Annotated in this window: 24 protein-coding genes and 1 tRNA gene; 12 read left to right on the top strand and 13 right to left on the bottom strand. The window is 71.7% G+C overall.

The window, feature by feature from the left end:
- Window positions 1-118: 118 nt before the first annotated feature.
- The 5 genes from gabT to ACAX67_RS00530 all read left to right on the top strand — a co-directional run bounded on the left by gabT (window position 119) and on the right by ACAX67_RS00530 (window position 5,002).
- Window positions 119-1,498: a 4-aminobutyrate--2-oxoglutarate transaminase gene (gabT, locus tag ACAX67_RS00550; protein ID WP_370701861.1), complete on the top strand. Its 1,380-nt coding sequence runs from the start codon at window positions 119-121 to the stop codon at window positions 1,496-1,498.
- Window positions 1,495-2,886, top strand: coding sequence for an NAD-dependent succinate-semialdehyde dehydrogenase (locus ACAX67_RS00545; RefSeq protein WP_370701860.1), 1,392 nt, complete (start codon window positions 1,495-1,497; stop codon window positions 2,884-2,886). The genes gabT and ACAX67_RS00545 overlap by 4 nt, the downstream gene beginning before the upstream one ends.
- Before the next feature lie 213 nt (window positions 2,887-3,099).
- Window positions 3,100-3,816, top strand: a complete 717-nt coding sequence (locus ACAX67_RS00540) for a VIT1/CCC1 transporter family protein (RefSeq protein WP_370701859.1) — start codon at window positions 3,100-3,102, stop codon at window positions 3,814-3,816.
- Complete coding sequence (gene thpR / locus ACAX67_RS00535) at window positions 3,817-4,392, top strand: RNA 2',3'-cyclic phosphodiesterase (protein WP_370701858.1); 576 nt, start codon at window positions 3,817-3,819, stop codon at window positions 4,390-4,392.
- A 4-nt stretch (window positions 4,393-4,396) separates the two neighbouring features.
- Entirely contained in the window at window positions 4,397-5,002 is a 606-nt protein-coding gene (locus ACAX67_RS00530; RefSeq protein ID WP_370701857.1) for a trimeric intracellular cation channel family protein, read from the top strand.
- Window positions 5,003-5,023: 21 nt separating this feature from the next.
- On the opposite strand, the gene pntB is transcribed toward ACAX67_RS00530, so the two are convergent.
- From pntB to upp, 3 genes are all read right to left on the bottom strand, one after another.
- Window positions 5,024-6,445, bottom strand: coding sequence for a Re/Si-specific NAD(P)(+) transhydrogenase subunit beta (gene pntB / locus ACAX67_RS00525; RefSeq protein ID WP_370701856.1), 1,422 nt, complete (start codon window positions 6,443-6,445; stop codon window positions 5,024-5,026).
- A gap of 8 nt (window positions 6,446-6,453) precedes the next feature.
- On the bottom strand, window positions 6,454-8,001 hold the full coding sequence (locus ACAX67_RS00520) for a Re/Si-specific NAD(P)(+) transhydrogenase subunit alpha (RefSeq protein ID WP_370701855.1): 1,548 nt from the start codon (window positions 7,999-8,001) through the stop codon (window positions 6,454-6,456).
- A gap of 146 nt (window positions 8,002-8,147) precedes the next feature.
- Window positions 8,148-8,789, bottom strand: a complete 642-nt coding sequence (gene upp / locus ACAX67_RS00515; protein WP_370701854.1) for a uracil phosphoribosyltransferase — start codon at window positions 8,787-8,789, stop codon at window positions 8,148-8,150.
- A 54-nt stretch (window positions 8,790-8,843) separates the two neighbouring features.
- Here upp and ACAX67_RS00510 point away from each other — a divergent pair, with 54 nt between their 5' ends.
- The 4 genes from ACAX67_RS00510 (at window position 8,844) to ACAX67_RS00495 (ending at window position 10,549) form a co-directional block, all read left to right on the top strand.
- Complete coding sequence (locus ACAX67_RS00510; protein ID WP_370701853.1) at window positions 8,844-9,326, top strand: tRNA adenosine deaminase-associated protein; 483 nt, start codon at window positions 8,844-8,846, stop codon at window positions 9,324-9,326.
- A 26-nt stretch (window positions 9,327-9,352) separates the two neighbouring features.
- On the top strand, window positions 9,353-9,784 hold the full coding sequence (locus tag ACAX67_RS00505) for a nucleoside deaminase (RefSeq protein WP_370703623.1): 432 nt from the start codon (window positions 9,353-9,355) through the stop codon (window positions 9,782-9,784).
- Window positions 9,785-9,814: 30 nt separating this feature from the next.
- On the top strand, window positions 9,815-10,390 hold the full coding sequence (locus ACAX67_RS00500) for a TIGR03086 family metal-binding protein (protein WP_370701852.1): 576 nt from the start codon (window positions 9,815-9,817) through the stop codon (window positions 10,388-10,390).
- 69 nt (window positions 10,391-10,459) lie between these two features.
- A tRNA-Ser gene (locus ACAX67_RS00495) sits at window positions 10,460-10,549 on the top strand.
- A 50-nt stretch (window positions 10,550-10,599) separates the two neighbouring features.
- On the opposite strand, the gene ACAX67_RS00490 is transcribed toward ACAX67_RS00495, so the two are convergent.
- Window positions 10,600-11,166: a hypothetical protein gene (locus ACAX67_RS00490; RefSeq protein ID WP_370701851.1), complete on the bottom strand. Its 567-nt coding sequence runs from the start codon at window positions 11,164-11,166 to the stop codon at window positions 10,600-10,602.
- A 75-nt stretch (window positions 11,167-11,241) separates the two neighbouring features.
- On the bottom strand, window positions 11,242-11,928 hold the full coding sequence (locus ACAX67_RS00485) for an acetoacetate decarboxylase family protein (RefSeq protein WP_370701850.1): 687 nt from the start codon (window positions 11,926-11,928) through the stop codon (window positions 11,242-11,244).
- A 101-nt stretch (window positions 11,929-12,029) separates the two neighbouring features.
- Between ACAX67_RS00485 and ACAX67_RS00480 the strand changes: the two genes are divergently transcribed.
- The gene (locus ACAX67_RS00480; RefSeq protein ID WP_370701849.1) at window positions 12,030-12,719 is read left to right on the top strand and encodes an Ig-like domain-containing protein; all 690 of its coding nucleotides are present in this window, start codon (window positions 12,030-12,032) and stop codon (window positions 12,717-12,719) included.
- Between the two features lie 36 nt (window positions 12,720-12,755).
- Here the strand turns inward: ACAX67_RS00480 and ACAX67_RS00475 are convergent, their stop codons facing one another.
- Window positions 12,756-13,142: a ClpX C4-type zinc finger protein gene (locus ACAX67_RS00475; RefSeq protein WP_370701848.1), complete on the bottom strand. Its 387-nt coding sequence runs from the start codon at window positions 13,140-13,142 to the stop codon at window positions 12,756-12,758.
- 146 nt (window positions 13,143-13,288) lie between these two features.
- A complete protein-coding gene (locus ACAX67_RS00470) occupies window positions 13,289-15,301 on the bottom strand; it encodes a calcium-binding protein (RefSeq protein ID WP_370701847.1) in 2,013 nt (670 codons plus the stop codon).
- A gap of 279 nt (window positions 15,302-15,580) precedes the next feature.
- On the opposite strand from ACAX67_RS00470, the gene ACAX67_RS00465 reads away from it, so the two are divergent.
- Both ACAX67_RS00465 and ACAX67_RS00460 read left to right on the top strand, forming a co-directional pair.
- Window positions 15,581-16,396, top strand: coding sequence for an alpha/beta fold hydrolase (locus ACAX67_RS00465; RefSeq protein WP_370701846.1), 816 nt, complete (start codon window positions 15,581-15,583; stop codon window positions 16,394-16,396).
- A gap of 13 nt (window positions 16,397-16,409) precedes the next feature.
- Complete coding sequence (locus ACAX67_RS00460) at window positions 16,410-17,927, top strand: flavin-containing monooxygenase (RefSeq protein WP_370701845.1); 1,518 nt, start codon at window positions 16,410-16,412, stop codon at window positions 17,925-17,927.
- Here the strand turns inward: ACAX67_RS00460 and ACAX67_RS00455 are convergent.
- The 6 genes from ACAX67_RS00455 to ACAX67_RS00430 are packed head-to-tail and all read right to left on the bottom strand — an operon-like array spanning window position 17,903 to window position 24,925.
- On the bottom strand, window positions 17,903-18,679 hold the full coding sequence (locus ACAX67_RS00455) for a prepilin peptidase (protein WP_370701844.1): 777 nt from the start codon (window positions 18,677-18,679) through the stop codon (window positions 17,903-17,905). The genes ACAX67_RS00460 and ACAX67_RS00455 overlap by 25 nt on opposite strands.
- Window positions 18,676-20,874: a hypothetical protein gene (locus ACAX67_RS00450; RefSeq protein WP_370701843.1), complete on the bottom strand. Its 2,199-nt coding sequence runs from the start codon at window positions 20,872-20,874 to the stop codon at window positions 18,676-18,678. The genes ACAX67_RS00455 and ACAX67_RS00450 overlap by 4 nt, the downstream gene beginning before the upstream one ends.
- On the bottom strand, window positions 20,871-21,521 hold the full coding sequence (locus ACAX67_RS00445) for a PulJ/GspJ family protein (protein WP_370701842.1): 651 nt from the start codon (window positions 21,519-21,521) through the stop codon (window positions 20,871-20,873). Before ACAX67_RS00445 ends, ACAX67_RS00450 begins: the two co-directional genes overlap by 4 nt.
- Window positions 21,515-21,982 (bottom strand): type IV pilus modification PilV family protein, encoded by a 468-nt coding sequence (locus ACAX67_RS00440; RefSeq protein WP_370701841.1) that lies wholly within the window; start codon window positions 21,980-21,982, stop codon window positions 21,515-21,517. The genes ACAX67_RS00445 and ACAX67_RS00440 overlap by 7 nt, the downstream gene beginning before the upstream one ends.
- Window positions 21,982-23,187, bottom strand: coding sequence for a type II secretion system F family protein (locus ACAX67_RS00435; protein WP_370701840.1), 1,206 nt, complete (start codon window positions 23,185-23,187; stop codon window positions 21,982-21,984). Before ACAX67_RS00435 ends, ACAX67_RS00440 begins: the two co-directional genes overlap by 1 nt.
- A 1-nt stretch (window position 23,188) precedes the next feature.
- Window positions 23,189-24,925 carry a GspE/PulE family protein gene (locus ACAX67_RS00430; RefSeq protein ID WP_370701839.1) on the bottom strand — a complete coding sequence of 579 codons (1,737 nt, stop codon included), beginning with the start codon at window positions 24,923-24,925 and terminating at the stop codon, window positions 23,189-23,191.
- Window positions 24,926-24,930 lie beyond the last annotated feature (5 nt).

Below are 24,930 nucleotides of genomic sequence, written 5' to 3'. Positions count from 1 at the left end.
GTCACCATCGGAGCAGTCTCGCACAGTGTCGAACAACAGATTGTGCACATCTGCCATGGCAGACCTCGAGGCGTCGCTCCTACCGTCGGGAGGACCGCCCGTCCGACAGGAGCCGACCATGACCGCTGACCTCGCCACCACCCCGACCGCCGTGGGTGGACCGGACCTGCCGCAGGAGCGACGCCTGGTCACCGAGGTCCCCGGGCCGCGCTCTCGCGAGCTCGCCGCCCGGAAGGAGGCCGCGGTCACCCGTGCGGTCGGCACGATGCTGCCCGTCTACACCGTCGCGGCGGGCGGCGGCGTGATCGTCGACGTCGACGGCAACTCGCTGATCGACCTCGGCTCCGGCATCGCCGTGACGACGGTCGGCAACAGCAACCCGCGGGTGGCGGCGGCCGTCGCGGCCCAGGCCGCGGCCTTCACCCACACCTGCTTCATGATCACGCCCTACGACGGTTACGTGGAGGTCGCCGAGGCGCTCAACCGCCTGACGCCGGGCGACCACGAGAAGCGCACGGCCCTCTTCAACTCCGGCGCCGAGGCCGTCGAGAACGCAGTGAAGATCGCGCGCTCGCACACCGGCCGCCAGGCCGTCGTCGCGTTCGACCACGGCTACCACGGCCGCACCAACCTGACGATGGCGCTGACCGCGAAGAACATGCCGTACAAGCACGGCTTCGGTCCGTTCGCGCCCGAGGTCTACCGCGCCCCGATGTCCTACCCGTTCCGCGACGGTGCCGGCGGCGGGCAGGGCGTCGACGGCCCCACCGCCGCCCGGCGGGCGATCGAGGTCATCGAGAAGCAGGTCGGCGCCCCCAACCTCGCCGCGGTCGTGATCGAGCCGATCCAGGGGGAGGGCGGCTTCGTCGTGCCGGCTCCCGGCTTCCTCCCGGCCCTCGCCGACTGGTGCCGCGCCCACGGCGTGGTGTTCGTCGCCGACGAGGTGCAGACCGGCTTCGCCCGCACCGGCGACCTCTTCGCCTGCGAGCACGAGGGCGTCGTGCCCGACCTGATCGTCACCGCCAAGGGCATCGCCGGCGGCCTGCCGCTCGCCGCCGTCACCGGCCGCGCCGAGATCATGGACGCCCCGCACGCGGGCGGCCTGGGTGGGACGTACGGCGGCAATCCGATCGCGTGCGCCGCGGCCCTCGCGGTGCTCGAGACGATCGAGGCCGACGGCCTGGTCGAGCGGGCGCGAGCGATCGGCGAGCTGGTGACCGCGCGGCTCACCGCCCTGCAGGAGCAGGACGCGCGGATCGGCGACGTCCGCGGCCGCGGCGCGATGATCGCGGTCGAGCTGGTGAGGCCCGGGACGATCGAGCCCGACGCGGCCCTCACCGCGCAGGTCGCCGCGGCCGCGCACGCGCAGGGCCTCGTCGTCCTCACCTGCGGCACCTTCGGCAACGTGCTGCGCCTCCTGCCGCCGTTGTCGATCCCCGACCACCTGCTCACCGAGGCGCTCGACGTCCTCGCCGGCATCCTCGAGGCCACCCGATGACCCACGCCGACCGCACCTTCGTCGTCCAGGACCCCGCCACCCTCGAGGTGATCGCCGAGGTCCCCGACGGCGGTCCCGCCGAGGCGACGGCGGCCGTCGACGCCGCGGCCAAGGCCTTGGCGGACTGGTCCGAGCGGACCCCGCGCGAGCGCGCCGAGGTCCTGCGCCGGTCCTTCGACGCGCTGATCGCTGCGACCGACGAGCTGGCGGCGCTGGTCGTCGCCGAGAACGGCAAGTCGCAGGCGGACGCGCGCGCCGAGGTGGCCTACGCGGCGGAGTTCTTCCGGTGGTACTCCGAGGAGGCCGTGCGCAGCGAGGGCGACTACTCCGTCGCGCCCGCGAGCGGCACCCGCACCCTCGTGACCCACCGGCCCGTCGGCATCGCCGCGCTCGTGACGCCGTGGAACTTCCCGGCCGCGATGGCGACCCGCAAGATCGCCCCCGCCCTGGCCGCCGGCTGCACCGTGGTGCTCAAGCCGGCCGCCGAGACCCCGCTCACCGCGCTCGCGATCGTGCGCATCCTCGGCGAGGCCGGCGTGCCCGACGGCGTGGTCAACCTGGTGCCGACGACCGACGCTCCGGGCGTCGTCACCGCGTGGCTCGAGGACGAACGGGTCCGCAAGATCTCGTTCACCGGCTCGACCGGCGTGGGCCGCACGCTGCTCCACCAGGCGGCCGACCGGGTGCTCAACGCGAGCATGGAGCTCGGCGGCAACGCCGCGTTCGTCGTGACCGCCGATGCCGACATCAGCGCCGCCGTGGAGGGCGCGATGGTCGCGAAGTTCCGCGGCGGCGGCCAGGCGTGCACGGCGGCCAACCGGTTCTACGTGCACGCCGACGTGGCCGACGAGTTCGTCGCCGCGTTCGGCGCCGCCGTCGACGCGCTCCGCGTCGGGCCGGGCGCCGACCCCGCCTCCGAGATAGGCCCGCTGATCAGCGCCCGCGCGGTCGCCGACGTCGGCGCGCTCGTCGACGCGGCGGTCGCCGCCGGCGCGACCGTCGCGCACCGTGCCGAGTCTCCCGCCCGCGGCTGGTTCTACCCGCCGACCGTGCTGACCGGGGTCGCCCCCGACTCGCCCATCCTGGGCGAGGAGATCTTCGGCCCGGTCGCGCCCGTCGTCGTCTGGGACGACGAGCAGCAGATGCTCGACCAGGTCAACGACACCGAGTTCGGCCTGGCGGCGTACGTCTATGCCGGACGGCTGCAGGACGCGCTGAAGATCGCCGAGCGGATCGACGCCGGCATGGTCGGCATCAACCGCGGCATCGTCTCCGACCCGGCCGCCCCCTTCGGCGGGTTCAAGCAGAGCGGCCTGGGCCGCGAGGGCGCCCGCGAGGGGATCCGCGAGTTCCAGGAGACCCAGTACTACAGCGTGGCGTGGACGTGAGCGCGCGGCGCGACGTCGACGTCACGCTCGTGAACCCCAGCGGCTACCTGACCTGACAGCCGTTGCTGCCGGAGGTGGCCGTCCGCGTCGAGCACGGCTCCCGGTGGCCCGACCGCACGGTCGTCGCGGGCGAGCAGGTGGGGGAGTCGGTGCGGTCCTGAGCCCAGGCTCACCTGGCTTGCGGCGCGTCATGGGCGAAGGGACGATAGAGACATGACCTCAGCTGCCGAAGTGGTGCACGAGCACGGCGACACCGAGGGCCTCGGCAACCGGCTGAACTGGCTGCGCGCCGGCGTGCTCGGCGCCAACGACGGCATCGTGTCCACCGCGGGCATCGTGATGGGCGTGGCCGGCGCGACCGGCGACCGTCCCGCCATCCTCATCGCCGGGGTCGCCGCGCTCGTCGCGGGTGCGCTGTCGATGGCGGCGGGCGAGTACGTCTCGGTCTCGACGCAGCGCGACGCCGAGCTGGCGCTCATCGAGGCCGAGCGTCACGACCTGGAGCGGATGCCCGAGGAGGAGCTCGACCACCTCACCGAGATGCTCGAGGACCGGGGGCTGTCACCCGACGTCGCCCGGCAGGCGGCGATCCAGATGACGGCGAAGGACGTCCTCCGCACGCACGCCGAGCTCGAGTTCGGCATCGACATCGACGACGTGACGAACCCGTGGGGAGCGGCGCTGTCGTCCATGGTGTCCTTCTCGATCGGCGCGCTGCTGCCGTTGCTCACCATCCTGCTGCCGTCGCCCGAGCGGTTCTACGTCACGGCGGTCGCGGTCGCGCTCGCCCTCGCCCTCACCGGTTGGGCCTCCGCCCGCCTGGGCTACGCCCGGCCGCTCCCGGCGGTCGCGCGCAACGTGGTCGGTGGCGTCTTCGCGATGGGCGTCACGCTCCTCGTCGGCTCCCTCCTAGGCACCCGGATCGGCTGAGTGGGCACCCGACTCTTCGCCGCGGTCGTGCCTCCCGCCGACGCGGTCGAGCACCTCGACGACTTCCTCGAGCCACGGCGCGAGGCGGGCGAGTTCCGGTGGACGCTCGCGCAGCAGTTCCACGTCACGCTGGCCTTCCTCCCCGACGTCGCCGAGCACCTCGTCGAGGAGTACGTCGACCGGCTGGCCGACGGCCTCGCGCGCACGCCGGTCCCGGTGCTGCGCCTCGGCGGTCCGGTGGCGTTCCCCGACGCGGCCGGCACCCGTGCCCTCGCGGTCGCGGTGCTGCCCGAGAGCGAGGGGGCCGACGTCGTGCTCGAGCGGATGGCGGGCCGCGCGCGCAACGCCGCCGTCACCGTGGGCACCGAGGTGGACGGCCAGCGGTTCCGCCCCCACCTCACGATCGCCCGCCTGCGGCGCCCGGCCGACACCACGAGCTGGGTGCGCCTGCTCGAGACCTACACCGGACCGGACTGGCCGGTCCTCGAGGTGGCCGTGATCGCGTCGCACCTCGGCGAGGGGCCCGGCAACCGGCCGCGCTACGAGACCCTCGCCGAGATCGCGCTGGGTCAGTGACGCCGTGCTGCTGCTGATCCTCGACCTCTGCGGGGTGTCGGTGTTCGCGATCTCCGGCGGGCTCGTCGCCGTACGACGACAGCTCGACATCGTGGGGGTGCTGGTGCTGGCGACGGTGACCGGCCTCGGTGGCGGTTGGCTGCGCGACGTGCTGATCGGCGTCACCCCGCCGGCGGCGCTGGAGGACTGGCGCTACCTCGTGGCCGCGATCGGCGGCGGGCTGGTCACCTTCTGGTTCCACCCGGCGCTCGGCCGCATCGAGCGGGTGGTCAACGTCTTCGACGCTTTCGGGCTCGGCCTGTTCTGCGTGGCCGGCGCGCTCAAGGCCGCCGAGCACGGGCTCGACCCACTGCCCGCCGCGATCCTCGGCATGGTGACCGGGATCGGCGGCGGCGTGATCCGCGACGTGCTGGCCGGCCGGGTGCCGGTGATCTTCACCCTCGGCGAGCTCTACGCCATCCCTGCCGTCGCCGGGTCCGCGGTCGCCGCGACCGGCTTCGAGCTCGGCCTGGAGCCGGCGACCGTCGCCCTGCCCGCGGCCGCGCTCACCGCCGGCTGGCGGCTGCTCGCGATCCGGCGCGGCTGGACGGCTCCCGTCCCCCGTTCCTGACCGGCCCTCGTTCCCGGAGGGTCAGGGCAGGTTCTGGATGATCTCCTCGACCTTGTCCTTGGCGTCTCCGAAGAGCATCTGCGAGTTGTCGCGGAAGAACAGCGGGTTCTGCACGCCGGCGTAGCCGGTGGCCATCGACCGCTTGAACACGATGACGTTGCGCGCGTTCCAGACCTCGAGGACCGGCATGCCGGCGATCGGCGACGTCGGGTCCTCCGCGGCGGCGGGGTTCACCGTGTCGTTGGCGCCGATGACGAGGACGACGTCGGTGTCGGGGAAGTCGTCGTTGATCTCGTCCATCTCGAGCACGATGTCGTAGGGCACCTTGGCCTCGGCCAGGAGCACGTTCATGTGGCCCGGGAGGCGCCCGGCGACCGGGTGGATGCCGAACCGGACCTCGACGCCCTTGGCCCGCAGCTTCGAGGTCAGCTCGGCGACGGGGTACTGCGCCTGGGCGACCGCCATGCCGTAGCCGGGGGTGATGACGACCGAGGACGCGCCGGCGAGCAGCTCGGCGGCCTCGGCGGCCTGGACCTCGCGGTGCTCGCCGTAGTCGGTGTCGCCCGAGGCCGGGGCCTCGATGCCGAAGCCGCCCGCGATCACGGAGATGAAGGAGCGGTTCATCGCCTTGCACATGATGTAGCTCAGGTAGGCACCCGAGGAGCCCACGAGCGCGCCGGTGACGATGAGCAGGTCGTTGTTGAGCAGGAAGCCCGAGGCGGCCGCGGCCCAACCGGAGTAGCTGTTGAGCATCGACACCACGACCGGCATGTCGCCGCCGCCGATGGAGGCGACCAGGTGCCAGCCGAGGCCCAGCGCGAGCGCGGTCAGCACGAGCAGCAGCACGTCTGCGGTGCTGCTGTCGTTGGAGTCGGTGCCGACGTACAAGGCCGTCAGCACGGCGAAGACGGCCAGCGAGCCGAGGTTGATGAAGTTCTTGCCCGGCAGCATCAGCGGCGCGGACTTCATCTTCGCCGACAGCTTCAGGTTGGCCACGATCGAGCCGGTGAAGGTGACCGCACCGATGAAGATGCCGATCGCGACCTCGGCCTCGTGGATGTTGTTGAGGCTGTCCAGGGAGTAGTGCGCGCCCTCGAGGTGGCCGTTCCAGCCGATGAGCACGGCAGCGAGGCCGACGAACGAGTGCAGCGCCGCGATGAGCTCGGGCATGCCGGTCATCTCGACGATGCGCGCGCGCCAGAGGCCGATCGCGGCACCGATCGCGACGGCGACCAGCATCAGCAGGATCGCGAGGGAGTTGTCGGTGTCGTTGGCGTTGTCGATGACCAGCGCCACGGTGCTGGCCAGCGCGACGCCCATGCCGACCATGCCGTAGGTGAGACCGCTCTTGGCCGACTCGTGGCGGGAGAGCCCGGCCAGGGAGAGGATGAAGAGGAGCGAGGCGACGATGTAGGCCGCGCCGGTGATGGAGAGGATGTCCATGGCTTTCGTCAGGCTCCCTTGCTGAACATGCCGAGCATGCGGCGGGTGACCGCGAAGCCACCGAAGATGTTGATGGACGCGAGCAGGATCGCGACCGTGGCGAGCGCCTGGATCGTGTGGTCGTCGCTGGCGACCTGCAGCAGCGCGCCGACCACGACCACGCCGGAGATCGCGTTGGTCACCGACATGAGCGGCGTGTGCAGCGCGTGGGCGACCTTGCCGATCACGTAGTAGCCGATGACGATCGCCAGCATCAGCGTCGTGAAGTGCTGGGGGATCGGGGCGGGTGCGGTCGCGTTGACCAGCCAGAAGGCCGCGATGGCACCGAGCACCACGGCGATCTTGCCGCGCGGGGTGAGCTTCGGGCCCTCCTCCTTGGCGGTGGGGGCGGCGGGCGCGACGGTCTTGGGCGTGGCGGAGACGGTGACCGCCGGGGGCGGCCACATGACCTCGGCGGCCCCTCCGTCCTGGTGCCGGGTCACGGTGATGCCGCGCTGGACGACGTCGTCCATGTCGAGGGTCAGCGTGCCGTCCTTCTCAGGCGTCAGCAGCTTGAAGAGGTTGACGATGTTGGTGCCGTAGAGCTGGGAGGTCTGGGCCGCCAGGCGGCCGGCGAGGTCGGTGTAGCCGAGGATGGTGACGCCGTGGTCGGTGACGACCCGCTCGTCGACCCGGGTGCCGGCCACGTTGCCGCCGTTGGCGGCCGCCATGTCGACGACCACGCTGCCCGGGCGCATGCCCGCGACGGTGTCGTCGTGGATCAGCTTGGGCGCCGGGCGTCCGGGGATCAGCGCGGTGGTGATGACGATGTCGGCGTTGCGCGCCTCCTCGTCGTACATCGCGGCCGTGGCCGCCTCCTGCTCCGCCGTCATCTCCTTGGCGTAGCCGTCGGTCGAGACCTCGCTCTCGAAGTCGACCTCGACGAACGTGCCGCCCAGCGACTCGACCTGCTCGGCCACCTCGGGCCGCACGTCGAAGGCCCGCACGACCGCGCCCATCGCCGCGGCCGCGCCGATCGCCGCGAGGCCCGCGACGCCCCCGCCGACGACGAACACGCGCGCGGGCGGCATCTTGCCGGCGGCGGTGACCTGGCCGGTGAACATCCGGCCGAACTCGTGGGCCGCCTCGACGACCGCGCGGTATCCGGCGACGTTGGCCATCGAGGACAGCACGTCCATCGACTGCGCGCGCGAGATGCGGGGGACCGCGTCCATCGCCAGCGCGGTGACGCCCTGGGCGGCCAGCTGCTCGACCAGCTCGGGGGAGCGGGCGGGAGCCATCATCGACACGACCGTGGCACCGGCCCGCAGCCGGCCGATCTCCTCGGCCGTCGGGGCGTTCACCTTCACGACGATGTCGGCGCTCCAGACCTCGTCGGCCGTACCGACCCGCACGTCAGCGTCGGCGAACGCCTCGTCGGCCTGGTCGGCGAGCGCGCCCGCGCCCGACTCGACCACGACGTCGTACCCGAGGGAGCTGAGCTGCCCTGCCGTCTTCGCGGTCGCGGCGACGAGCGTCTCGCCGGCCTTCGACTCGCGGGGGATCCCGATGAGCATCACTGCCTCGCTTCCGGCTGGTGTCCGGGGTTCCAGCGCACGTCAACCTACACAGACCGGGACGGCCTGCCGCACGATGTCCGCGCTCTGTTCCGGCGTCGGGAGCGCGCCCGGGCGGCTCCCCGGACGAGCGTGTGACGAGCCTCTCAGCCCACGATGCCGTAGAGGCGATCGCCCGCGTCGCCGAGGCCCGGGACGATGTAGCCCTTCTCGTTGAGCCGCTCGTCCATCGCCGCGACGACCACGGTGACCGGGACCTCGAGGCCGGTGAGCTGCTCCTCGAGCCGCGCGCAACCCTCGGGCGCGGCCAGCAGGCACACGGCCGTGATGTCGTCGGCGCCACGGTCGGTGAGGAACCGGATCGCAGCCGCGAGGGTGCCGCCGGTGGCGAGCATCGGGTCGAGCACGTAGCACTGCCGGCCGCTCAGGTCGTCGGGCAACCGCTCGGCGTAGGTCGCCGCCTGGAGGGTCTCCTCGTTGCGCACCATGCCGAGGAAGCCGACCTCCGCGGTGGGCAGCAGGCGCATCATCCCGTCGAGCATGCCGAGGCCGGCGCGGAGGATGGGTACGACGAGGGGGCGCGGCGACGCGAGCTTCACGCCGGTCGTCGGAGCCACAGGGGTGACGATGTCGTGCGCGTCGACGCGGACGTCGCGGGTGGCCTCGTAGGCGAGGAGCGTGACGAGCTCGTCGGTGAGGTTGCGGAACGTCGGGGAGTCCGTGGTCTCGTCGCGGAGCACGGTCAGCTTGTGGGCCACCAGGGGGTGGTCGACGACGAGGGTGCGCATGGCCCGAACCCTAACCCCCTGGCCTGTTCCGGCGGTTGGTGTCACTCTGGTCGTGTGACCGCAGCCGATGCTGTCGACTTCGCCCTGGCCGCCTACCGCGAGGAAGGCGTGTGGCAGGTCGCCGAGCTGACCCACGACCACGTCGACGACGTGGAGACCCTGGCCTCGGCACTGCGCCGCTTCCCGGGCGACCACGGCGCCGTCGGTCTGGTCGCGATCGACGAGGACTTCTTCGTCGTCGTCCGCGTGGCGGGCCAGCACACCCGGGTGCTCCTCTCCGACGTGACCGCTGCCGGCGAGTGGGAGCTGGCCGCCTCGGCGGTGGAGTTCCTCCAGCTGCCGATGCCCGAGGACGAGGACGAGCCGGAGGCGGCGGGCGACCTCGACCTGCTCGGCGACCTCGGCCTGCACGCGATGGACCTCGCCGCGCTGCTCGACGACATCGACCTCTATCCCGACGAGATGCTGTCCGACGTCGCGCGCCGGCTGGGGTTCGGCGAGCTCTTCGACGACGCCGTGGGCCTCACCTCGGCGTGAGCGTCTCGGACCGGTGGCGCGAGCCGATGCTCGCGGCGCTCGACGCCGCCCGGGACGCGCTGGCGACCGGAGACGTGCCGATCGGTGCGGTCGTGGTCGACCCGGCCGGCACGGTGCTCGGCACCGGACGCAACGTCCGCGAGGCCGAAGCCGACCCCACGGGGCATGCAGAGGTCGTGGCGCTCCGCGCGGCCGCGCGGGACAGGGGGGAGTGGCGCCTGGACGGCTGCACCCTCGTCGTCACCCTCGAGCCGTGCACCATGTGCGCCGGTGCCGCGGTGCTCTCCCGCGTCGACCGGATCGTGTTCGGGGCCTGGGACGCCAAGGCGGGGGCGGTCGGGTCGCTGTGGGACGTGGTCCGCGACCGGCGGCTCAACCACCGGCCGGAGGTCGTCGCCGGCGTGCTCGAGGCCGAGGCCGCCGGCCTGCTGGAGAAGTTCTTCGCCGACCGCCGATGAGTACGACGGCCGCCACCGGTCGGTCCCTGCATGGATGCCTTCGACCTCGGCCCTGCCACCGCGACCGTCCGGGAGCTCCTCGCCTCGGTGACCGACGAGCAGCTCGCTCTCCCCACGCCCTGCGCCGAGTACACGGTCGGTGACCTCGTGGAGCACATCGGCGGCCTGTCGCAGGCCTTCGCCGGAGCGGCGCGCAAGGCACCCCTGCCCGGCGCGGAGCAGGGCGGCCACGGTGACGCCTCCCGGCTCGAGGAGGGCTGGCGCGAGCGGATCCAGGGGGACCTGGCCGACCTCGCGGTCGCCTGGCAGGAGGACGGCGCGTTCGACGGGACGACCAAGGCCGGCCCCTTCGACATGCCGGCACCGGAGGCGGCGGCCGTCGCGCTCAACGAGGTGGTCGTCCACGGGTGGGACCTGGCCACCGCGCTCGGCCTGCCGTACGCCGTACGTGACGAGGACGTGGCGGCCTGCCTCACCTTCGCCGAGCCGTTCTCGACGCCCGAGGCCCAGGAGATGCGCGCACCGGGGTTCGGCCCTGTCGTACCGGTCCCGGACGACGCCACGCCGCTCGTCCGCCTGCTCGGACTGATGGGTCGTCGGGCCTGAGCGGATCGGTCTCCGGCGCTGCCACGCTCGATTTCAACCACGCCGCCGCGCTCCGGTACCCTCTCCGGCGGTGGCGTGTCCGAGCGGCCGAAGGTGCATCACTCGAAATGATGTGTGGGGTCAAACCCACCGTGGGTTCAAATCCCACCGCCACCGCCACAGAAGCTCCGCCCGTTCTCCGGGCGGAGCTTCTTGCTTCCCTGCGAGCGTCAGTCCAGCGCCGACGCGACCGGCAGCGGCGCGCGCGGGCGTCGCGAGCGGGGCATGGAGCCGCGGATCTCCGTCCAGCGGCGGGCTTGGGTCTCGGTGACGGCCCACCAGAGCTGGTCGTCGTCGCGGAGCAGGGTGGTGCCGGTCGCGGTCGCGAGCGGCAGGCCCGGGACGTCGGGATACTGCGCGCGCAGGTGGCGCCGCATCCCGATCTCGGCGTCGGCCCAGTCCTCGGTCCGGACGCCGATCAGCAGCGCCAGCCGGTCGGTCGGGATGAAGACGCCCGGCGCGGCCGCGCACGCGTCGATCGCGGCCTTCCACCGGTGAGCGGTGAGCGCGGGGGAGGCCGCCAGCCGTTCGAGGTCGGTGGCCGACCACGGCACGTGACGCGCCAGCTCGGCCGCCTCGCCCTGGGGCACGGGGGTGGCGACAGCGGCGGTCGCCTCGGGTGCGGCCACCACGGAGATCGGCTGGGCGTCGGGGCGCCCGGCCTCCCGCTCGGCGACGACCGCGGCGAGCTCGGGGTAGTCCTCACGTCGTACGAGCAGGGGGATCCAGTCGCTCACGGCAGCTCCTCAGACAAGGGGGCGCACTCGGCGAGAGCTGCCGGGTGCGGTCGCCACGGAACGTAGCAGCAGCCGCTACAACGCGCTGGGCTCTTCGAAACGTGCTTGCATCCGCTCGGTCCAGGTGGTCAGCACGACGGACTCCGCGGAGAGGCCCAACGACACCAGCTCCTTGGCGATCGGGTGGTCGCCCAGCGTCAGCGTGACGTCGGCGCCGACGTGGACGCCACTGCCGCTGCCGCCCTGGGTGAAGCGGGTGACGTGCGGCCGGCCGTCGATGAGCGTGTACGCCGCCATCGGCATCGGCGGCATCTCGTCGGTGCCGCCGCGGGGCACCGTCACGTCGACGACGAGCTCGCCGTCCATGGTGAGCACCCAGCGGCTGGTGTCGTCGGTGTTGGTGAGCTCGATCGACTCGACCGACTTGGGGAAGCCCCAGATCTGGTTGCCCGCCACGCAGGTGAACCGCTCGGTCACCGGGAGGTGGGTGATGAACGTGCCGTCCTCGCCGCCGCCCTGGGGCCGGACGAAGAGGATGGTGCCGACCTCGAGGTAGGCGCCGAGGTCGTTGTCCTTGTAGTCGATGAGCGCGAGCGCGAACTGCGCGCGACCCGGCGCGGTCTCCACGACCTCGAAGCCCGCGGGGCACAGGGCGCGCGCGGCGTCGACGTCGACGTCGAAGATGACGGTCGCGCTCTGCCCGTCGCGTACGTCGACGGGCATGGACACGGTCTCGCCGAGGATGTCGTGGGTGACGGTCACGATCAAAGTAGAACACGTTCTATGGATCGCGCGCGAGGGCCGCCCGCGCGCCTTCGGCGAATCGCGGGCGGAGGACGCCGGCGCGCCCTAGGTTGGCGGACATGTCGATCTCCCTCGGCCCCGCCGGCGTCCGCGCCGCCCTGGCACTCGCTCTCGCCGCCGCCGGCCTCGCCCTCGCCGGCCCGGCATCGGCTGCTGCGCCGGTCACCCATGACGACCACAAGTGGATGTATCCCGGACAGTTCCGGCAGATCGACGTGCTGGCCAACGACTCCGACCCCGACGGCGACGACCTCGCCGTCTGCCGGGTCACCCCCGCGCCCGACGACGCGAACTACTTCGTCGACATCAGCGGCGGCAAGCTCGTCGTCTTCACCGGCGACGCGAGCGAGGACATCGTCATCACCTACTACGCCTGCGACTACGAGACCCTCGTGCCGGCGACGCTCACCATCTCCTTCCGCGAGGTCCACGAGGTGCAGGTGGTCAAGGCCGACCGCCCCGGTCGACTGCGGGTCACCAACGACAACAACCGCCCGGTGTCGTTCCTCTACGGCAGCTTCAGCGAGCCGCGTCCCGACGGCCACGCGCGGGTCCCCGCGAACGGTTCCCTGGTCGTGCGCGTCCACCGTCACCGGATCGACTGGGTCGCGGTCCTCGCGCAGACGGTCACCGTCGGCGTCGGTTCGGTGCGCGGCATCGACCTGCCGCACGGCGACCACCCGTCGTCCGAGCTGGGCAGGGCCGACCTGAGCAAGGCCGAGGCGAAGGCCTGGGCGACCGCGCGGTAGGCCCCGCCGGAAGGTGCGTCGGCAGGCGCGGCGGCGTCAGCCGCCGGAGGCGGAGGTGCGCGACCTCGCGTGGGACGCGAACCGCTCCCACGCCGCCTGGCGCGAGACGCCGAGCACCTTGCCGATCTGCGCCCAGGAGACCTTGCGCTCGCGGATCAGCGCCACCCAGTCGCGCACGAACGCCGCGTTCTGCTCGGCCGACCGCACGATGAGCGGCAGCTGGGCGAGCAGCTCGGTGTCGGTCATCTCGTCCCACACCGAGCGGGTGCCGGCCTCGACCCGCTCGGGAGAGCGGGTGTCCTCGTAGTAGGACTCCAGGCACTCGAAGCAGATCATCGCGCCGAGGCCACCGGCGAGACGTCTCTTCGCGCTGCCCGGCTCGCCGCAGAACGAGCAGATCCGGCCCTCGACGTGACGATCCATCCACGTCTCCTGTCTGGTGGTTGCGGCCAACGTACCGCCCGGTCCCGCGGGCCCTGCCCGTGTGTCCCGGAAGCCCGATCGGCACCCTGCGCAGGGAACGCAGGGTGCCGATGGGGTGGGTCTTCCTTCTCCCTCGTGGGGCTACCTCACTGGAACAGGTAGTTGGTCCCGGCACCGCCGTCGAGGGCGTCGGTCCCGGCGCCGCCGATCAGGCGGTCGTCGTCGTCGCCGCCGAAGAGCGAGTCGTCGTCGGCGTTGCCGTTGAGGGTGTCGTTGCCGGCGTCGCCGTACATCGTGTCGCCGCCGTCACCACCGTTGAGCATGTCGGCGCCCTCGCCACCGTGGACGGTGTCGGCGTGCGCGCCACCGAAGACGGTGTCGTCACCGGCGTCGCCGTTGATGGTGTCGAGGCCCTCCTGGCCCTTGAGGCTGTCGGCGTCGTCGCCACCGTTGAGGGTGTCGTTGCCGACGCCACCGATGACGTTGTCCTCGCCGGCGCCACCGTTGAGGGTGTCGGCACCGGAGGCGCCGGAGAGCAGGTCGGCTCCGCCGTCGCCGTTGAGGGTGTCGTTGCCGACCAGGCCCTGCAGGTTGTCGGCGTCGTCGCCACCGTTGAGGGTGTCGTTGCCGGCCTCGCCCTTGAGGGTGTCGGTGCCGGCGTCGCCGTAGACGACGTCGTCGCCGGTGCCCGCGCGGACGATGTCGTTGTCGTCGTCACCGTTGATGGTGTCGACGCCGGTGCCGCCGAGGATCACGTCGTTGCCGGCGTCGCCGTGGATGGTGTCGTCCCCGTCGAGGCCGCAGATGGTGTCGTTGCCACCCATGCCGTTGATCTGGTCGTTGCCGAGGGTGCCGACGATGACGTCGTCGCCCAGGGTGCCCAGGATCGGGCCGCTGCTGTCGCCCTTGATGGTGGCCAGGACGCCGTTGCACTTGGGGGCGCAGGAGGTGCCGATCGCGCTGGTGTCGCCGTTGCACTCGACCACGTCGTAGCTCATCGCCGACTGGGACCGGACGTTGCCGGCCTCGTCGGTCGCGGTCGTGGTGACCGTGTGCGAGCCGAGCTGGTCGGACCAGTCGGTGACGACACAGCCGTTGCTGTCGACGCCGGACGTGGCGTCGCTGGCGGTGCAGGTCGGTGCGGCCGGCACGGTGTCGAGGCCGAAGTAGTACGTCGCGCCGTCCGCCGGGCCGCCGTCGACGCTGTCGATCGAGGGCTTGGTGCCGTCGATCTTGACGTCGGAGGTGGTGACCGACTCGTGGCCGCCGGCGCTGTCCGCCGAGCAGGTGTAGCTGGTCGCCGTCTGGTCGACGGTCAGGCTGAAGTCGGCGCAGTCGGTGGTCGACAGCGACGACGGCGACTCGGCGTCGGCCGCGGTCCAGTCGACGTCGACCTGGCCGGTCCACCAGCCGTTGGCGCCGTCGGGCGCGGCCGGGGCGAGCGTGTAGGAGATCGACGGCTTGCTCGGGTCGACGATGTCGTAGGTCGCCGCGTCGGTGTCGGTCAGGCCGCCCGCGTCGGTGTAGGAGCAGTCGGCCGTCTGCGAGCCGATGCCGTCGGCCGCGTCGGTGCCGGTCACGGAGCTCAGTGTGGCTGCGAAGGAGGACGGGCCGTCCTCGGCGTCGGTGACGTCGCACATCGCGGTCGGCACGCTGCCCTTGTCGTAGCTGGAGCCGTTCGTGACGCCGCTGACCGTGACGGTCGGGGCGGTGTTCGCGGCGCTGACGTTCACGTTGAACGCGGCCTGCGAGTAGCTGAACGACGCGCCGGTGGCGTTCGCGGTCTCCGCGAGCGTGATGCTCGAGCTGCCCGCGCCGACGGGGTGCACCGTGAGGACCTGGGTCTGGCCGCAGGAGGTGAAGTGGATGGTCGACGGGGTCACCGTGGCGACGCCCGTGTTCGACGAGCTCACCGAGACGTCGAGCGTCTGGTTGTTGTTCTGGTTGAGGTTGCAGCCGTTCTTGCCGTCGCCGTTGGCGGTCTGGATGGCCAGCGTCGTGGTGCCGTTAGCGCCACCGGCTGTCAGGCTCATGGTCTCGACGGTCGCGTCGATGGATCCGTCGACGTTGTTGTAGATGTTGTCGGCCCAGGCCGGGGCGGTGACCCCGATGGCCAGGGCCGGAGCCGCGATGACGGCAGCCCAGCGCAGTTTCTTCATGATCGCTCCCACTTGTCAGAGCGACCCGAACCCGCTCCTGCTTGTCCCTCCCCACACGATTGCGCGGGTAGGTCGATTGAAGTGCGGGTCGGATGACCTGGTGGGCCGAACGGAGCGCCACGGCGTTTGTCCCGCTAAGCACCCGGGACCTTGTGCCCAGGGGGTGGCCTGGGTCACAAAGCCTCGCGGCGCCGCCCGCGCGACGTGTAGACATTCAGTCATCCCTGTACATGCTGTACAGCTAACAAAGGGCAGCGACGCCCGGGTGAGGTGGTTGGAATGCTGGCCTACGAGCGATTCGGATCCGGTGAGCCCCTGGTGCTGGTGCACGGCATCAGCCACCGCCGACAGGCGTGGTACCCGGTGGCCGAGCAGCTCGCCGAGCACCGCGAGGTCATCCTCTTCGACCTCCCCGGCCACGGCGAGTCCCCCGACCTGGTGGGCGACGGACGCCCGGTCAAGGAGATCCTCCAGGACCACCTGCTGGAGCTGTTCTTCGAGCTCGGCCTGGAGCGCCCGCACATCGCCGGCAACTCCCTCGGCGGCCGGATCGCCCTCGAGGCGGCGGCCGACGGCCTCGTCAGCAGCGCGACCGGGCTCTCGCCCGCGGGCTTCTGGAAGGGCGACCGCGACTTCGCCTACATCCGCGCGCACTTCGCGGTCCTGATGACCGCGGCGCGGGCGACCCGGCCCGTCGCTCCCCGGCTAGCCGGCTCCGGCCTCGCCCGCAAGCTGATGCTCGGTTCGCTGATGACCCACGGCGAGCGGCTCGACCGCGACCGCGTCGTCGGCGACCTCACCTGCATGGTGCGCGCCCGCCCCGCGCTCAAGACGATCATGGAGGGCGCGTTCCCCTTCGAGAGCCCGATCGGCGAGGGCATCCCCGTGACGGTCGCGTGGGGGAGCAAGGACCGGCTGCTCCTGCCCTACCAGGCCGAGCGTGCGCGCCGGCAGCTCCCGTCGGCCGAGCACGTCTGGCTCGAGGGCAGCGGCCACGTCCCGATGTCCGACGACGTCGCTGGTGTCGTCGACGTGCTGCTGCGCGGCTCGTCGCACGGCCTGCGCTCGACCATCGCCGACGTCGGCGTCGCCTGAACCGGGAGCGACCATGAGCAGCGATAACACGACGACGGAGAGCGCCACGGACCTCGACGTCCTCATCGTCGGCGCGGGCATCTCGGGCATCGGCGCCGCCTGCCACCTGGTCCGGGAGGGGACCGGGCTGTCCTACGCGATCCTGGAGCGTCGCGACGCCGTCGGCGGCACCTGGGACCTCTTCCGCTACCCCGGCATCCGGTCCGACTCCGACATGCTCACCTTCGGGTTCAACTTCCGGCCGTGGGTCGGCACGAAGGTCCTGGCCGACGGCCCGAGCATCCGGCAGTACGTCGCCGACACGGCCGAGGAGCACGGCGTCACCGAGCACATCCGCTTCGGACGCCAGGTCACGAAGGCGAGCTGGTCGACGGAGGAGGGCCGCTGGACCGTCGAGGTGCGGGTCGGTCGCAAGCGCGAGACCTACACGAGCCGGTTCCTCGTCGGCGCGACCGGCTACTACAGCTACGACCAGGCGTACCGTCCGTCCTTCCCCGGCGAGGAGCGCTTCCAGGGGCAGCTGGTCCACCCGCAGTTCTGGCCCGAGGACCTCGACCACGCGGGCAAGAAGGTCGTCGTCATCGGCAGCGGTGCCACGGCGATCACGCTGGTGCCCGCGATGGCGCCCGAGGCGGAGCACGTCACGATGCTGCAGCGCTCGCCGTCGTACGTCATGACCGTGCCGGCCGACGACCCGGTGGCCTCCCCGCTCGCGCGTCTCGGCGTGCCCCAGGGGCTCATCTACCGCACCGGTCGGGTGCGGAACATCGCCCTGCAGGCCGCCGTCTACAAGTTGTCGCGCAGCCGTCCGGCGCTGGCGCGCAAGGTGCTGCTCGCGGCCGTACGACGCCAGATCGGCCCCGGCGTGGACATGAAGCACTTCACGCCGTCCTACGACCCGTGGGACGAGCGACTCTGCGTCGTGCCCAACGGCGACCTGTTCCGGGTGCTGCGGCGCGGGGACGCCTCGATCGTGACCGACCACATCGACACGTTCACGGAGACCGGGATCCGGCTGGCGTCGGGGGAGGAGCTCGAGGCCGACATCGTCGTCTCGGCCACCGGGCTGCAGATCCAGCTCGCCGGCGGTGCGCGGATCGAGGTGGACGGGCAGCCCGTCGAGACCCGGGAGCGCATGCTCTACAAGGGCGTCCTCATGGAGGGCGTGCCCAACGCCGTGTTCGTCATCGGCTACACCAACGCGTCGTGGACCCTCAAGGCGGACCTGGTCAGCGAGTACTTCTGCCGCCTCGTGAAGCACATGGCGGCCGCCGGTCACGACCAGGTCGTCGCCGTCGCCGACCCCGACGACCGCGACGACGTCTCGGTGATGGGCGACTCGATGCGCTCGGGCTACATCCAGCGCGGTGACGCGGTGATGCCGCGCCAGGGCAAGCGGCTGCCGTGGCGGATCCGCAACGACTACCTCCGCGACGCGCCGATGCTGCGCCGGGGCCAGATCGCCGACCCCGCCCTGCAGTTCCGCAGCACGAAGCGCGCCGCGGCTCAGGCCCCGATCAGCGTCAGGTAGTAGTCCCCGAGGTAGCCGGCGCCGAGCACCGAGGACAGGGCGCCGAGCAGCATGAACGGTCCGAACGGCACCGCCGTACGACGGCCCGCCCTGCCCGCCGCCATCAGCGCCACGCCGGCGACCGCGCCGAGGATGAACGCGAGGAATGCGCCGGTGAGGAACGTCCCCCACGAGACGTAGGCCGTCATCAGGCCGACCAGCCCGGCGAGCTTGACGTCGCCGCCGCCCATCGCGCCCGGCGCGGCCACGGCGAGGGCCAGGTAGAACGTGAAGAGGACCGTGCAGCCGATCGCGGCACGCAGCAGGTCGGGCCCGTCGTGGTCGGCGGCGAGCAGCACCACCACCAGGGGGTACGCCGGCAGCACGATCGCGTCGGGAAGCCGGTGGACGTCCAGGTCGATGAGCGCCAGCGCGAGTGCCGCGGCCGCGAACACCAGGTAGGCGGGCAGTGCCCACCGGTCGTCCGCGAAGCGCAGCGCCATGATGACGAAGAGCGCGGCGGTCGCCAGCTCGACCACCGGGTAGCGCGCGCTGATCGGGGCCGCGCAGTCGTAGCAGCGACCACGCAGCAGCAGCCAGCCGAGGACCGGGACGTTGTGACGGTTGCGGATCGGGGTGCCGCAGCGCGGGCAGGCCGACGGCGGGGAGACCACGGACTCGCCGCGCGGCACCCGGTGCACCACGACGTTGAGGAAGGAGCCGATCAGCAGGCCGAGCAGGCCCGCCAGGCCGGCCGTGAGCGCGGCGCTCACCGTTGCTCGCTCCAGCTCAGCACCGTCACCTGGCGGCTGGGCGGCCGGGGTGTGCCGGTGGTGTCCCACAGCTGGGCGCGCACCTTGAGCGAGAGCTCGCCCGTCGACGGGCTGCACGTCGCTGCGGACGGGCACAGGTAGACCTTCAGCTGCACGAGGGTCCCGCTGAAGCCCCAGCCGGGCGAGTTGTCGGGCAGCTCGATGACGGGGCCCGTCCAGGCGAAGGAGCCGGTCTCCTTGACCTCGATCGCCCTGGCGATCACGCCGAACCGGAAGATCTGCTGGCTCACGTTGTTGAGCGTCACGTCGACCTTGGCGAGCGGCGTGTAGTGCGTGCCCTGCACGTAGAGGATGCTCTTGTTGCCCGAGGTGGTGACGACCGAGCAGCTCGCGACGACGGCCACGCAGTTGTTGGGGATCGCCGTGGTGGTCTCGCCGCGGATGCCCGGCACGTAGTAGGTGAGCTCGAGCTGGACCGCGTCGAGGATCGACTGGATCGTGGTCGTCGACGAGCCGCTCCTGGGCAGCTTGGCCGTGAAGACGACGGTCGCGCCGCTGAACCCGCTGTCGTGGACGTACTTCTGGACGGTTCCGAACCCGGTCGCCGCCGAGAGGTCCTGGGTGTCGTTGCCGAGCGTCGTCCTCACCGTGAGGGCGCTGCTGCTCTTCAGGGTGGTGCCGGAACCCGTCGGCGTCACGGAGATCTCCGAGGCGTTGCCCGCCGTGCTGGTGCCTTCCTGGTGGCGCACGAAGGCCTTCAGCCCGGTGAGGACCGCGCCCTTGGGGATGGCGGTCGTCGGTGCGAAACCGGTCATGGTGACGGTGCCGGTCTGCACGCTGTTCGCGCCGGTGTTGTCGCGGGTCCACGTCATCTGGCCGTTGCCGACGTCCTTGAGGATCGCGGCGGTGACGGTCGCCGGGGCGACGGTGCCGACCTTCATGTCCGTCGTCGCGTTGCCGCTGCTCGTCAGTGCGGTCGTGCCGCTGAGCGTCGTCGCGCTCGGCGTGGTGCCGGTCTTCTGTCCGTAGATGGCGATCGGGGGGCGGTCGGCGTGGTAGCTCCCGCAGATCTCCGCCTGCCCGTCCTTGTCGATGAGCATCCGGCTGTCGCCGCCGAAGACGAGCTGGACGCCGTTGGCGGTGGTCTTGTCGATCGGGTTGTCGCAGGCGCCCGGGACAGTGGAGGTGCCGGTGCGGGTCCCTGCGATCAACGTGCCGGACGAGATGGTCCACTCGTCGCTGGCAGCAGCGGCGATGTCGTCGTCATGGAGCGGGTCGACGCTGTTGTTGTGGAAGTCGAAGTAGTAGGTGCCGGGCTTGAGCCAGTAGACGCAGTTCTTGTTCGCGTTCGGGGTGGTCAGCGCGTTGAGCGCGGCGACGTCGTCGTAGTAGCCGGGCTCGAAGGTCGCCAGGTTGCCCGAGCACGACGGCACCGTCTGCAGGGCGGGGATCCCGGTGCCGGCGATGTCGAGGTCGCTGGCGTAGCCGGGATCGGCCACGGTCGCGGCACTGCACTCGACGGTGGGGGCCGTCATGGTGCCGGTGCACCCGCTGTGGGCGCGGATGCTCTGGCTCGACACCAGTGCGCCGGTGTCGGCGACGATCGTCGAGTTGGACCAGATCCCGCCGTGCACCCGGAAGCTGTTGCCGCCGAGCGCCTTGGAGTAGAAGCCGGTCTCGCCGCTCGTGCCGAGGGTCAGGATCGCGCTGCCGGGCTTGTTGCCGTCGGTGATCGGCACGGGGGACCCCTGGGCGCCGGTGGCGTCCTCGGCGGTGCAGGTGACGGCTGCCGACGTCGCGGACGACTGGCCGCCGGTCTGCGGGTAGAAGCCCGGCAGCACCAGGGTGCTCACCGCGGTGCCGCTGCCGTCCTTGCCGAAGCAGCCCGTGCCGTCGAAGGAGTTGTTGAAGGCCCAGTCCGAGTCGGCCGCGGCGCCGTTGGGGTCGCCGGGGGAGTAGCCGGTGCGCAGCGCGTTGAGCGCGAGCTTGGCCGCGCCGTCGGCGGCGTACGACGAACCCGCCACCTGACGCAGCTGGACCGTGGCGCGCAGCGACCCGTCGCCGCGCGTCAGGACGACGCCGACCACGAGGCTCACGACGGTCACGGCGAGGAGGGCGATGATGAGGATCGCCCCGTCGTCGCGCCGGCGCAGACGCACGGGCAGCCGGACCCGCTGGCCAAGTCGCCGGATCATGTCTGCCTCCGCTGGCCGACGAGCGTCGCGGTGTAGGAGGCGCTGCCGTGCGCGTCGGCCGTCCGCGCGTCCAGGGACAGCTTCACGACGGCGGGGACGTCGCTGCCCGCTCCGGCGCAGCCGGTGCCTCCCGACGCGGTCACGCAGGCGACCGTCGGCACGACGCGCAGGTTGTGAGCGACCTCGATGGTGGAGTCGACCGTCCCGCCCTCGCATCGGACCCGGAGGAGCTGGTAGACCGCGCCGTCGGGCTGGGCGACGTAGGTGACGGTGACCTTGTCGGGAGATCCCTGCGAGTCGAGCGAGCTGTACTCGCTCCACGCCAACGTCACGACCTTCGTCCCGGTCGGCAGGCTGCACGTCGCGAGCGAGCCTGACTCCGCGACCGACTGCGTCAGGGCGAAGGAGTGGGTCGTTGCGTCGTACGTCGACGACCTGAGCCCGATGCTGGCGACGTCGTGCTGCCAGTAGGCGGCCGTGAACTGCACGTCGTGGGACTCGGTGAGCCGCGCCTGGGTGTCGACCGTGTCCTGGAGGAACCGGATGATCACGCCGCCCAACCCCGCGACGATGATGCCGACGATCGCCACGGTGACGACCAGCTCGATGAGCGTGAAGCCGTCGTCGGAGCGCGGCCGCGTCAGCACGTCGCCCCGGTGGAGCAGGTGCTGCGCAGGATGAGCGTGAGCGTCTCGCTGCCCCGGCTGTCGGAGCTCCGGACGGTGAGGACGACCTTCTGCACGCCCTTGTCGTTCGCGCAGCCGACCTCCCCGCCCGTGGGGTCGAGGGGCACGGCGGCCGCGTGGGTGGCGGTGAAGCCGGCCGGCAGGGCGAGCTGGCTCGTGACCGCGGCGACGTTGTAGGCGTCGACGCCGGCGCAGGGCTTGTAGTTGGCGCTCGCCGCGTCGACGTACTTCTCGATGGCCTCGGCGTAGCTGCGCACGTAGGCGCCGCCGGTCGTCTGCTTGCGCTGGATGTCGGAGGCGGTGCTGCTCAGCTGCACACCCGCGAGGATCGCGACCGCGGCCAGGCCGAGGATCACGATCGCGACCAGCGCCTCCACGAGCGTCTCGCCCGTGTCGTCGCCCAGCCCCCGAGGCAGGTCCATCAGACGTCGACCTGGTTGAAGATGCCGTACATCGCGGAGATCAGCGCGACGGCGACGAAGCCGACGATGAGGCCCATCACGACGATCACGACCGGCTCGAAGAGCGCCGTGAGCTTGTTGATCTTGTAGTCGAGCTCGACCTCGTAGTACTCGGCCGTCGTCTCCAGCTGGTTGTCGAGGGTGCCGGTCTCCTCGCCGACCCGGAGCATCTGGGTGGCCGCGCTCGGGAACAGACGGGTGCGGGTGAGCGGCCCGGAGATGCCCTGCCCCTCGAGCATGGCGTCGCCGACCTCGCTCAGACGCTTGATGAAGACCCGGTTGCGCAGCGCGTTCGTGCTGACCTGCAGCGCGTCCGTCAGGGTGACCCCGGCCGACACCATCGAGGCGAAGACGCGGCAGAACCGCTCGACGAGGGCGTACTGGATCGTCTCGCCGACGACGGGGACCTTCAGCAGGAACGCGTCGCGGGCGTACTTGCCGGGCTGGAAGCGTGTCACCAGCCAGCCCAGCGCGAGCGCGATGACGAGACCGCCGACCATGGCCCACCACCAGGCCCCGACGAAGTCGGTGACGGCGAGCAGCATCCGGGTCGGCAGCGGCAGCTCGGCGTCGAGGCTCTCGAAGAAGTCCTTGAAGCGCGGCAGCACGAAGACCGCCAGGATGACCACGGTCACGACCGACATCGCGGCGACGACCGAGGGATACATCAGGGCGGACTTGATCTTCCGGCGGGCCTCGAGGTCGCGCTCGATGTAGCGCGAGAGCCTGCCGAGCACGGTGTCGAGCTCACCGGTGAGCTCCGCGGAGCGGACGATGCCGCGGTAGTACTCCGGGAAGACCTTCGGGTAGCGGTCGAGGCAGTCGGAGAAGCGCTCGCCGGTGCGCAGCCCGTCCTCGATGCTGTGCATCATCCGGCGCACCGACGAGTTCTCGCTCTCCGCGCCGATCGAGTGCACCGCGTCGAGCACCGGCAGGCCGGCGCGGAGGAAGGCGGCGATCTGGCGGGTGAGGTGCATGACCTCGACGCGCTTGATGCGCGGCCCGGCGATCTCGTACTGCAGCACGCTCTTCTTCTCGGTGACCCGCAGGTTGCGCAGGTCGCGCTCGAAGAGGGCGACCTCGGCGTCGCCGCGGCTGGGCGCGCGGTGCGTGCCCTTGACGGCCTTGCCCTCGAGGTCGATCCCGGCGTACGCGAACCTCGGCATGTCAGGCCCCCGCGACGTAGATCGAGCGCATCGCCTCGGCGGCGGTCGTCACGCCGGTCTGCACGAGCTGGACGGCCTGCTCCTGCAACGTGCGCATCCCCTGGCTGCGGGCGAGCTTGCGCAGGTCGTCGTGCGGCGCGCGCTCGACGATCAGCTCGCGGACCTCGTCGGTCACCACGAGCATCTCGTAGACCCCGACCCGCTCCAGGTAGCCCGTCTGGGAGCAGAAGTTGCAGCCGGCACCGTGCCGGAAGCCGCCGAGGGGCGGGCTGCCGCCGTACTCCCTCAGGAAGGCGAGCTCGTCGGGCGTGGGCTGGTAGGGCTCGAGGCAGGACGTGCAGGACCTGCGCACCAGCCGCTGGGCGACGACCGCGGTCACGGACGAGGCGATGAGGAAAGCCTCGATGCCCATGTCGAGCAGGCGGTAGAGCGCGGAGACGGCCTCGGTCGCGTGGAGCGAGGAGAGCACGAAGTGCCCCGTCAGCGCCGACTGCACGGCGATCCGCGCCGTGTCGATGTCGCGGACCTCGCCGACCAGGATGATGTCGGGGTCCTGGCGCAGGATCGACTTCAGCCCGCCGGCGAAGGTGATGCCGGCCTGCTCGCTGATCTGGATCTGGTTGATCGAGTCGACGGTGTACTCGACCGGGTCCTCGATCGTCATGATGTTGCGCTCGGGGCTGTCCAGCTCGCCGAGCGAGGCGTAGAGGGTGGTGGTCTTGCCGCCCCCGGTGGGCCCGGCGCAGATGACCATGCCGAACGGCGAGCGGATCAGGGCGCCGTAGCGGGCGGCGAGGTCGGCGGGCATGCCGAGCTGCTCCAGCCGGAAGAGCGGGCGGCTCTTGTCGAGCAGCCGGAGCACCACCTTCTCGCCACCGACGACGGCCGTGGTCGAGACCCGGATGTCCACGTCGCGTCCCTCGACCGTCATGCTGATCTGGCCGTCCTGGGGGCGCCGCCGCTCGACGATGTTCATGCCGGCGAGGATCTTCACGCGACTGACCAGGCCCGGTCCGATCGAGCCGGGCAGGTCGAGCACCTCCGACAGCGCGCCGTCGATGCGGTAGCGCACGCGCACCCGGTCACCGCTCGGTTCGACGTGGATGTCGGAGGCCCGGTCGCGCAGCGCCTGCGTGATGATCTTCTGGACGACCCGGACCACCGGCGCGTCCTCGCTCGGTCCGGCCGACGCGAGGTCGGCCGCCTCCTTGCGCAGCACGTCGCGTGCCTCGAAGGCCTCGACGTGGCTCCCGACGTCGCGGGTCGCGCGGTAGGTGGTGGCCAGGGCGCGGTCGATCTCACGGTGGGTGGTGACGTGCGCGTTGACCGGCTGGCCGAGCGCCGACGCGATCGCGTCGACGTGCTCCGGGGACGGGTCGACCACGGCGACCTCGACGATGCCGTCGGCGGCGGCGAAGGGGAGCGCGCGCAGGCGGACGGCCGCGTCTGGGGCCAGGAGGCCTGCCGCGGTCTGGTCCGCGGCCTGGGTGCGGAGGTCGACGCGCGGGACGGCGTGGTGCTCGGCGAGGGTCGAGGCGATGAGGTCGTCGGCGACCACGCCCGCCGCGACCAGGCGCTCCGCCAGCGACCCGCCGCTCGACAGCTCGCGGGCCGCGTCCACCTGGTAGGGCTGGACGAGGCCGAGCCCGACGAGCAGGCGGGCCAGGCGGTCGTCGGCCTCGGCGGGCAGCTCGACGGTGCCGTGCTCGGTGTCGCGGTTGCGACGGGCGATCCTCATGAGCT

Source organism: Nocardioides candidus (assembly GCF_041321175.1).
In the GTDB taxonomy this organism is placed as follows: domain Bacteria; phylum Actinomycetota; class Actinomycetes; order Propionibacteriales; family Nocardioidaceae; genus Nocardioides.
This window is presented reverse-complemented; position numbering and strand designations above follow the sequence as displayed.

Coding starts and splice junctions, on each gene's coding strand:
- gabT (WP_370701861.1), top strand. CDS start 119: ATGACCGCTGACCTCGCCACCACCCCGACCGCCGTGGGTGGACCGGAC.
- ACAX67_RS00545 (WP_370701860.1), top strand. CDS start 1,495: ATGACCCACGCCGACCGCACCTTCGTCGTCCAGGACCCCGCCACCCTC.
- ACAX67_RS00540 (WP_370701859.1), top strand. CDS start 3,100: ATGACCTCAGCTGCCGAAGTGGTGCACGAGCACGGCGACACCGAGGGC.
- pntB (WP_370701856.1), bottom strand. CDS start 6,445: ATGGACATCCTCTCCATCACCGGCGCGGCCTACATCGTCGCCTCGCTC.
- ACAX67_RS00520 (WP_370701855.1), bottom strand. CDS start 8,001: ATGCTCATCGGGATCCCCCGCGAGTCGAAGGCCGGCGAGACGCTCGTC.
- upp (WP_370701854.1), bottom strand. CDS start 8,789: ATGCGCACCCTCGTCGTCGACCACCCCCTGGTGGCCCACAAGCTGACC.
- ACAX67_RS00505 (WP_370703623.1), top strand. CDS start 9,353: ATGCTCGCGGCGCTCGACGCCGCCCGGGACGCGCTGGCGACCGGAGAC.
- ACAX67_RS00500 (WP_370701852.1), top strand. CDS start 9,815: ATGGATGCCTTCGACCTCGGCCCTGCCACCGCGACCGTCCGGGAGCTC.
- ACAX67_RS00480 (WP_370701849.1), top strand. CDS start 12,030: ATGTCGATCTCCCTCGGCCCCGCCGGCGTCCGCGCCGCCCTGGCACTC.
- ACAX67_RS00475 (WP_370701848.1), bottom strand. CDS start 13,142: ATGGATCGTCACGTCGAGGGCCGGATCTGCTCGTTCTGCGGCGAGCCG.
- ACAX67_RS00470 (WP_370701847.1), bottom strand. CDS start 15,301: ATGAAGAAACTGCGCTGGGCTGCCGTCATCGCGGCTCCGGCCCTGGCC.
- ACAX67_RS00465 (WP_370701846.1), top strand. CDS start 15,581: ATGCTGGCCTACGAGCGATTCGGATCCGGTGAGCCCCTGGTGCTGGTG.
- ACAX67_RS00460 (WP_370701845.1), top strand. CDS start 16,410: ATGAGCAGCGATAACACGACGACGGAGAGCGCCACGGACCTCGACGTC.
- ACAX67_RS00450 (WP_370701843.1), bottom strand. CDS start 20,874: ATGATCCGGCGACTTGGCCAGCGGGTCCGGCTGCCCGTGCGTCTGCGC.
- ACAX67_RS00440 (WP_370701841.1), bottom strand. CDS start 21,982: ATGGACCTGCCTCGGGGGCTGGGCGACGACACGGGCGAGACGCTCGTG.
- ACAX67_RS00435 (WP_370701840.1), bottom strand. CDS start 23,187: ATGCCGAGGTTCGCGTACGCCGGGATCGACCTCGAGGGCAAGGCCGTC.
- ACAX67_RS00430 (WP_370701839.1), bottom strand. CDS start 24,925: ATGAGGATCGCCCGTCGCAACCGCGACACCGAGCACGGCACCGTCGAG.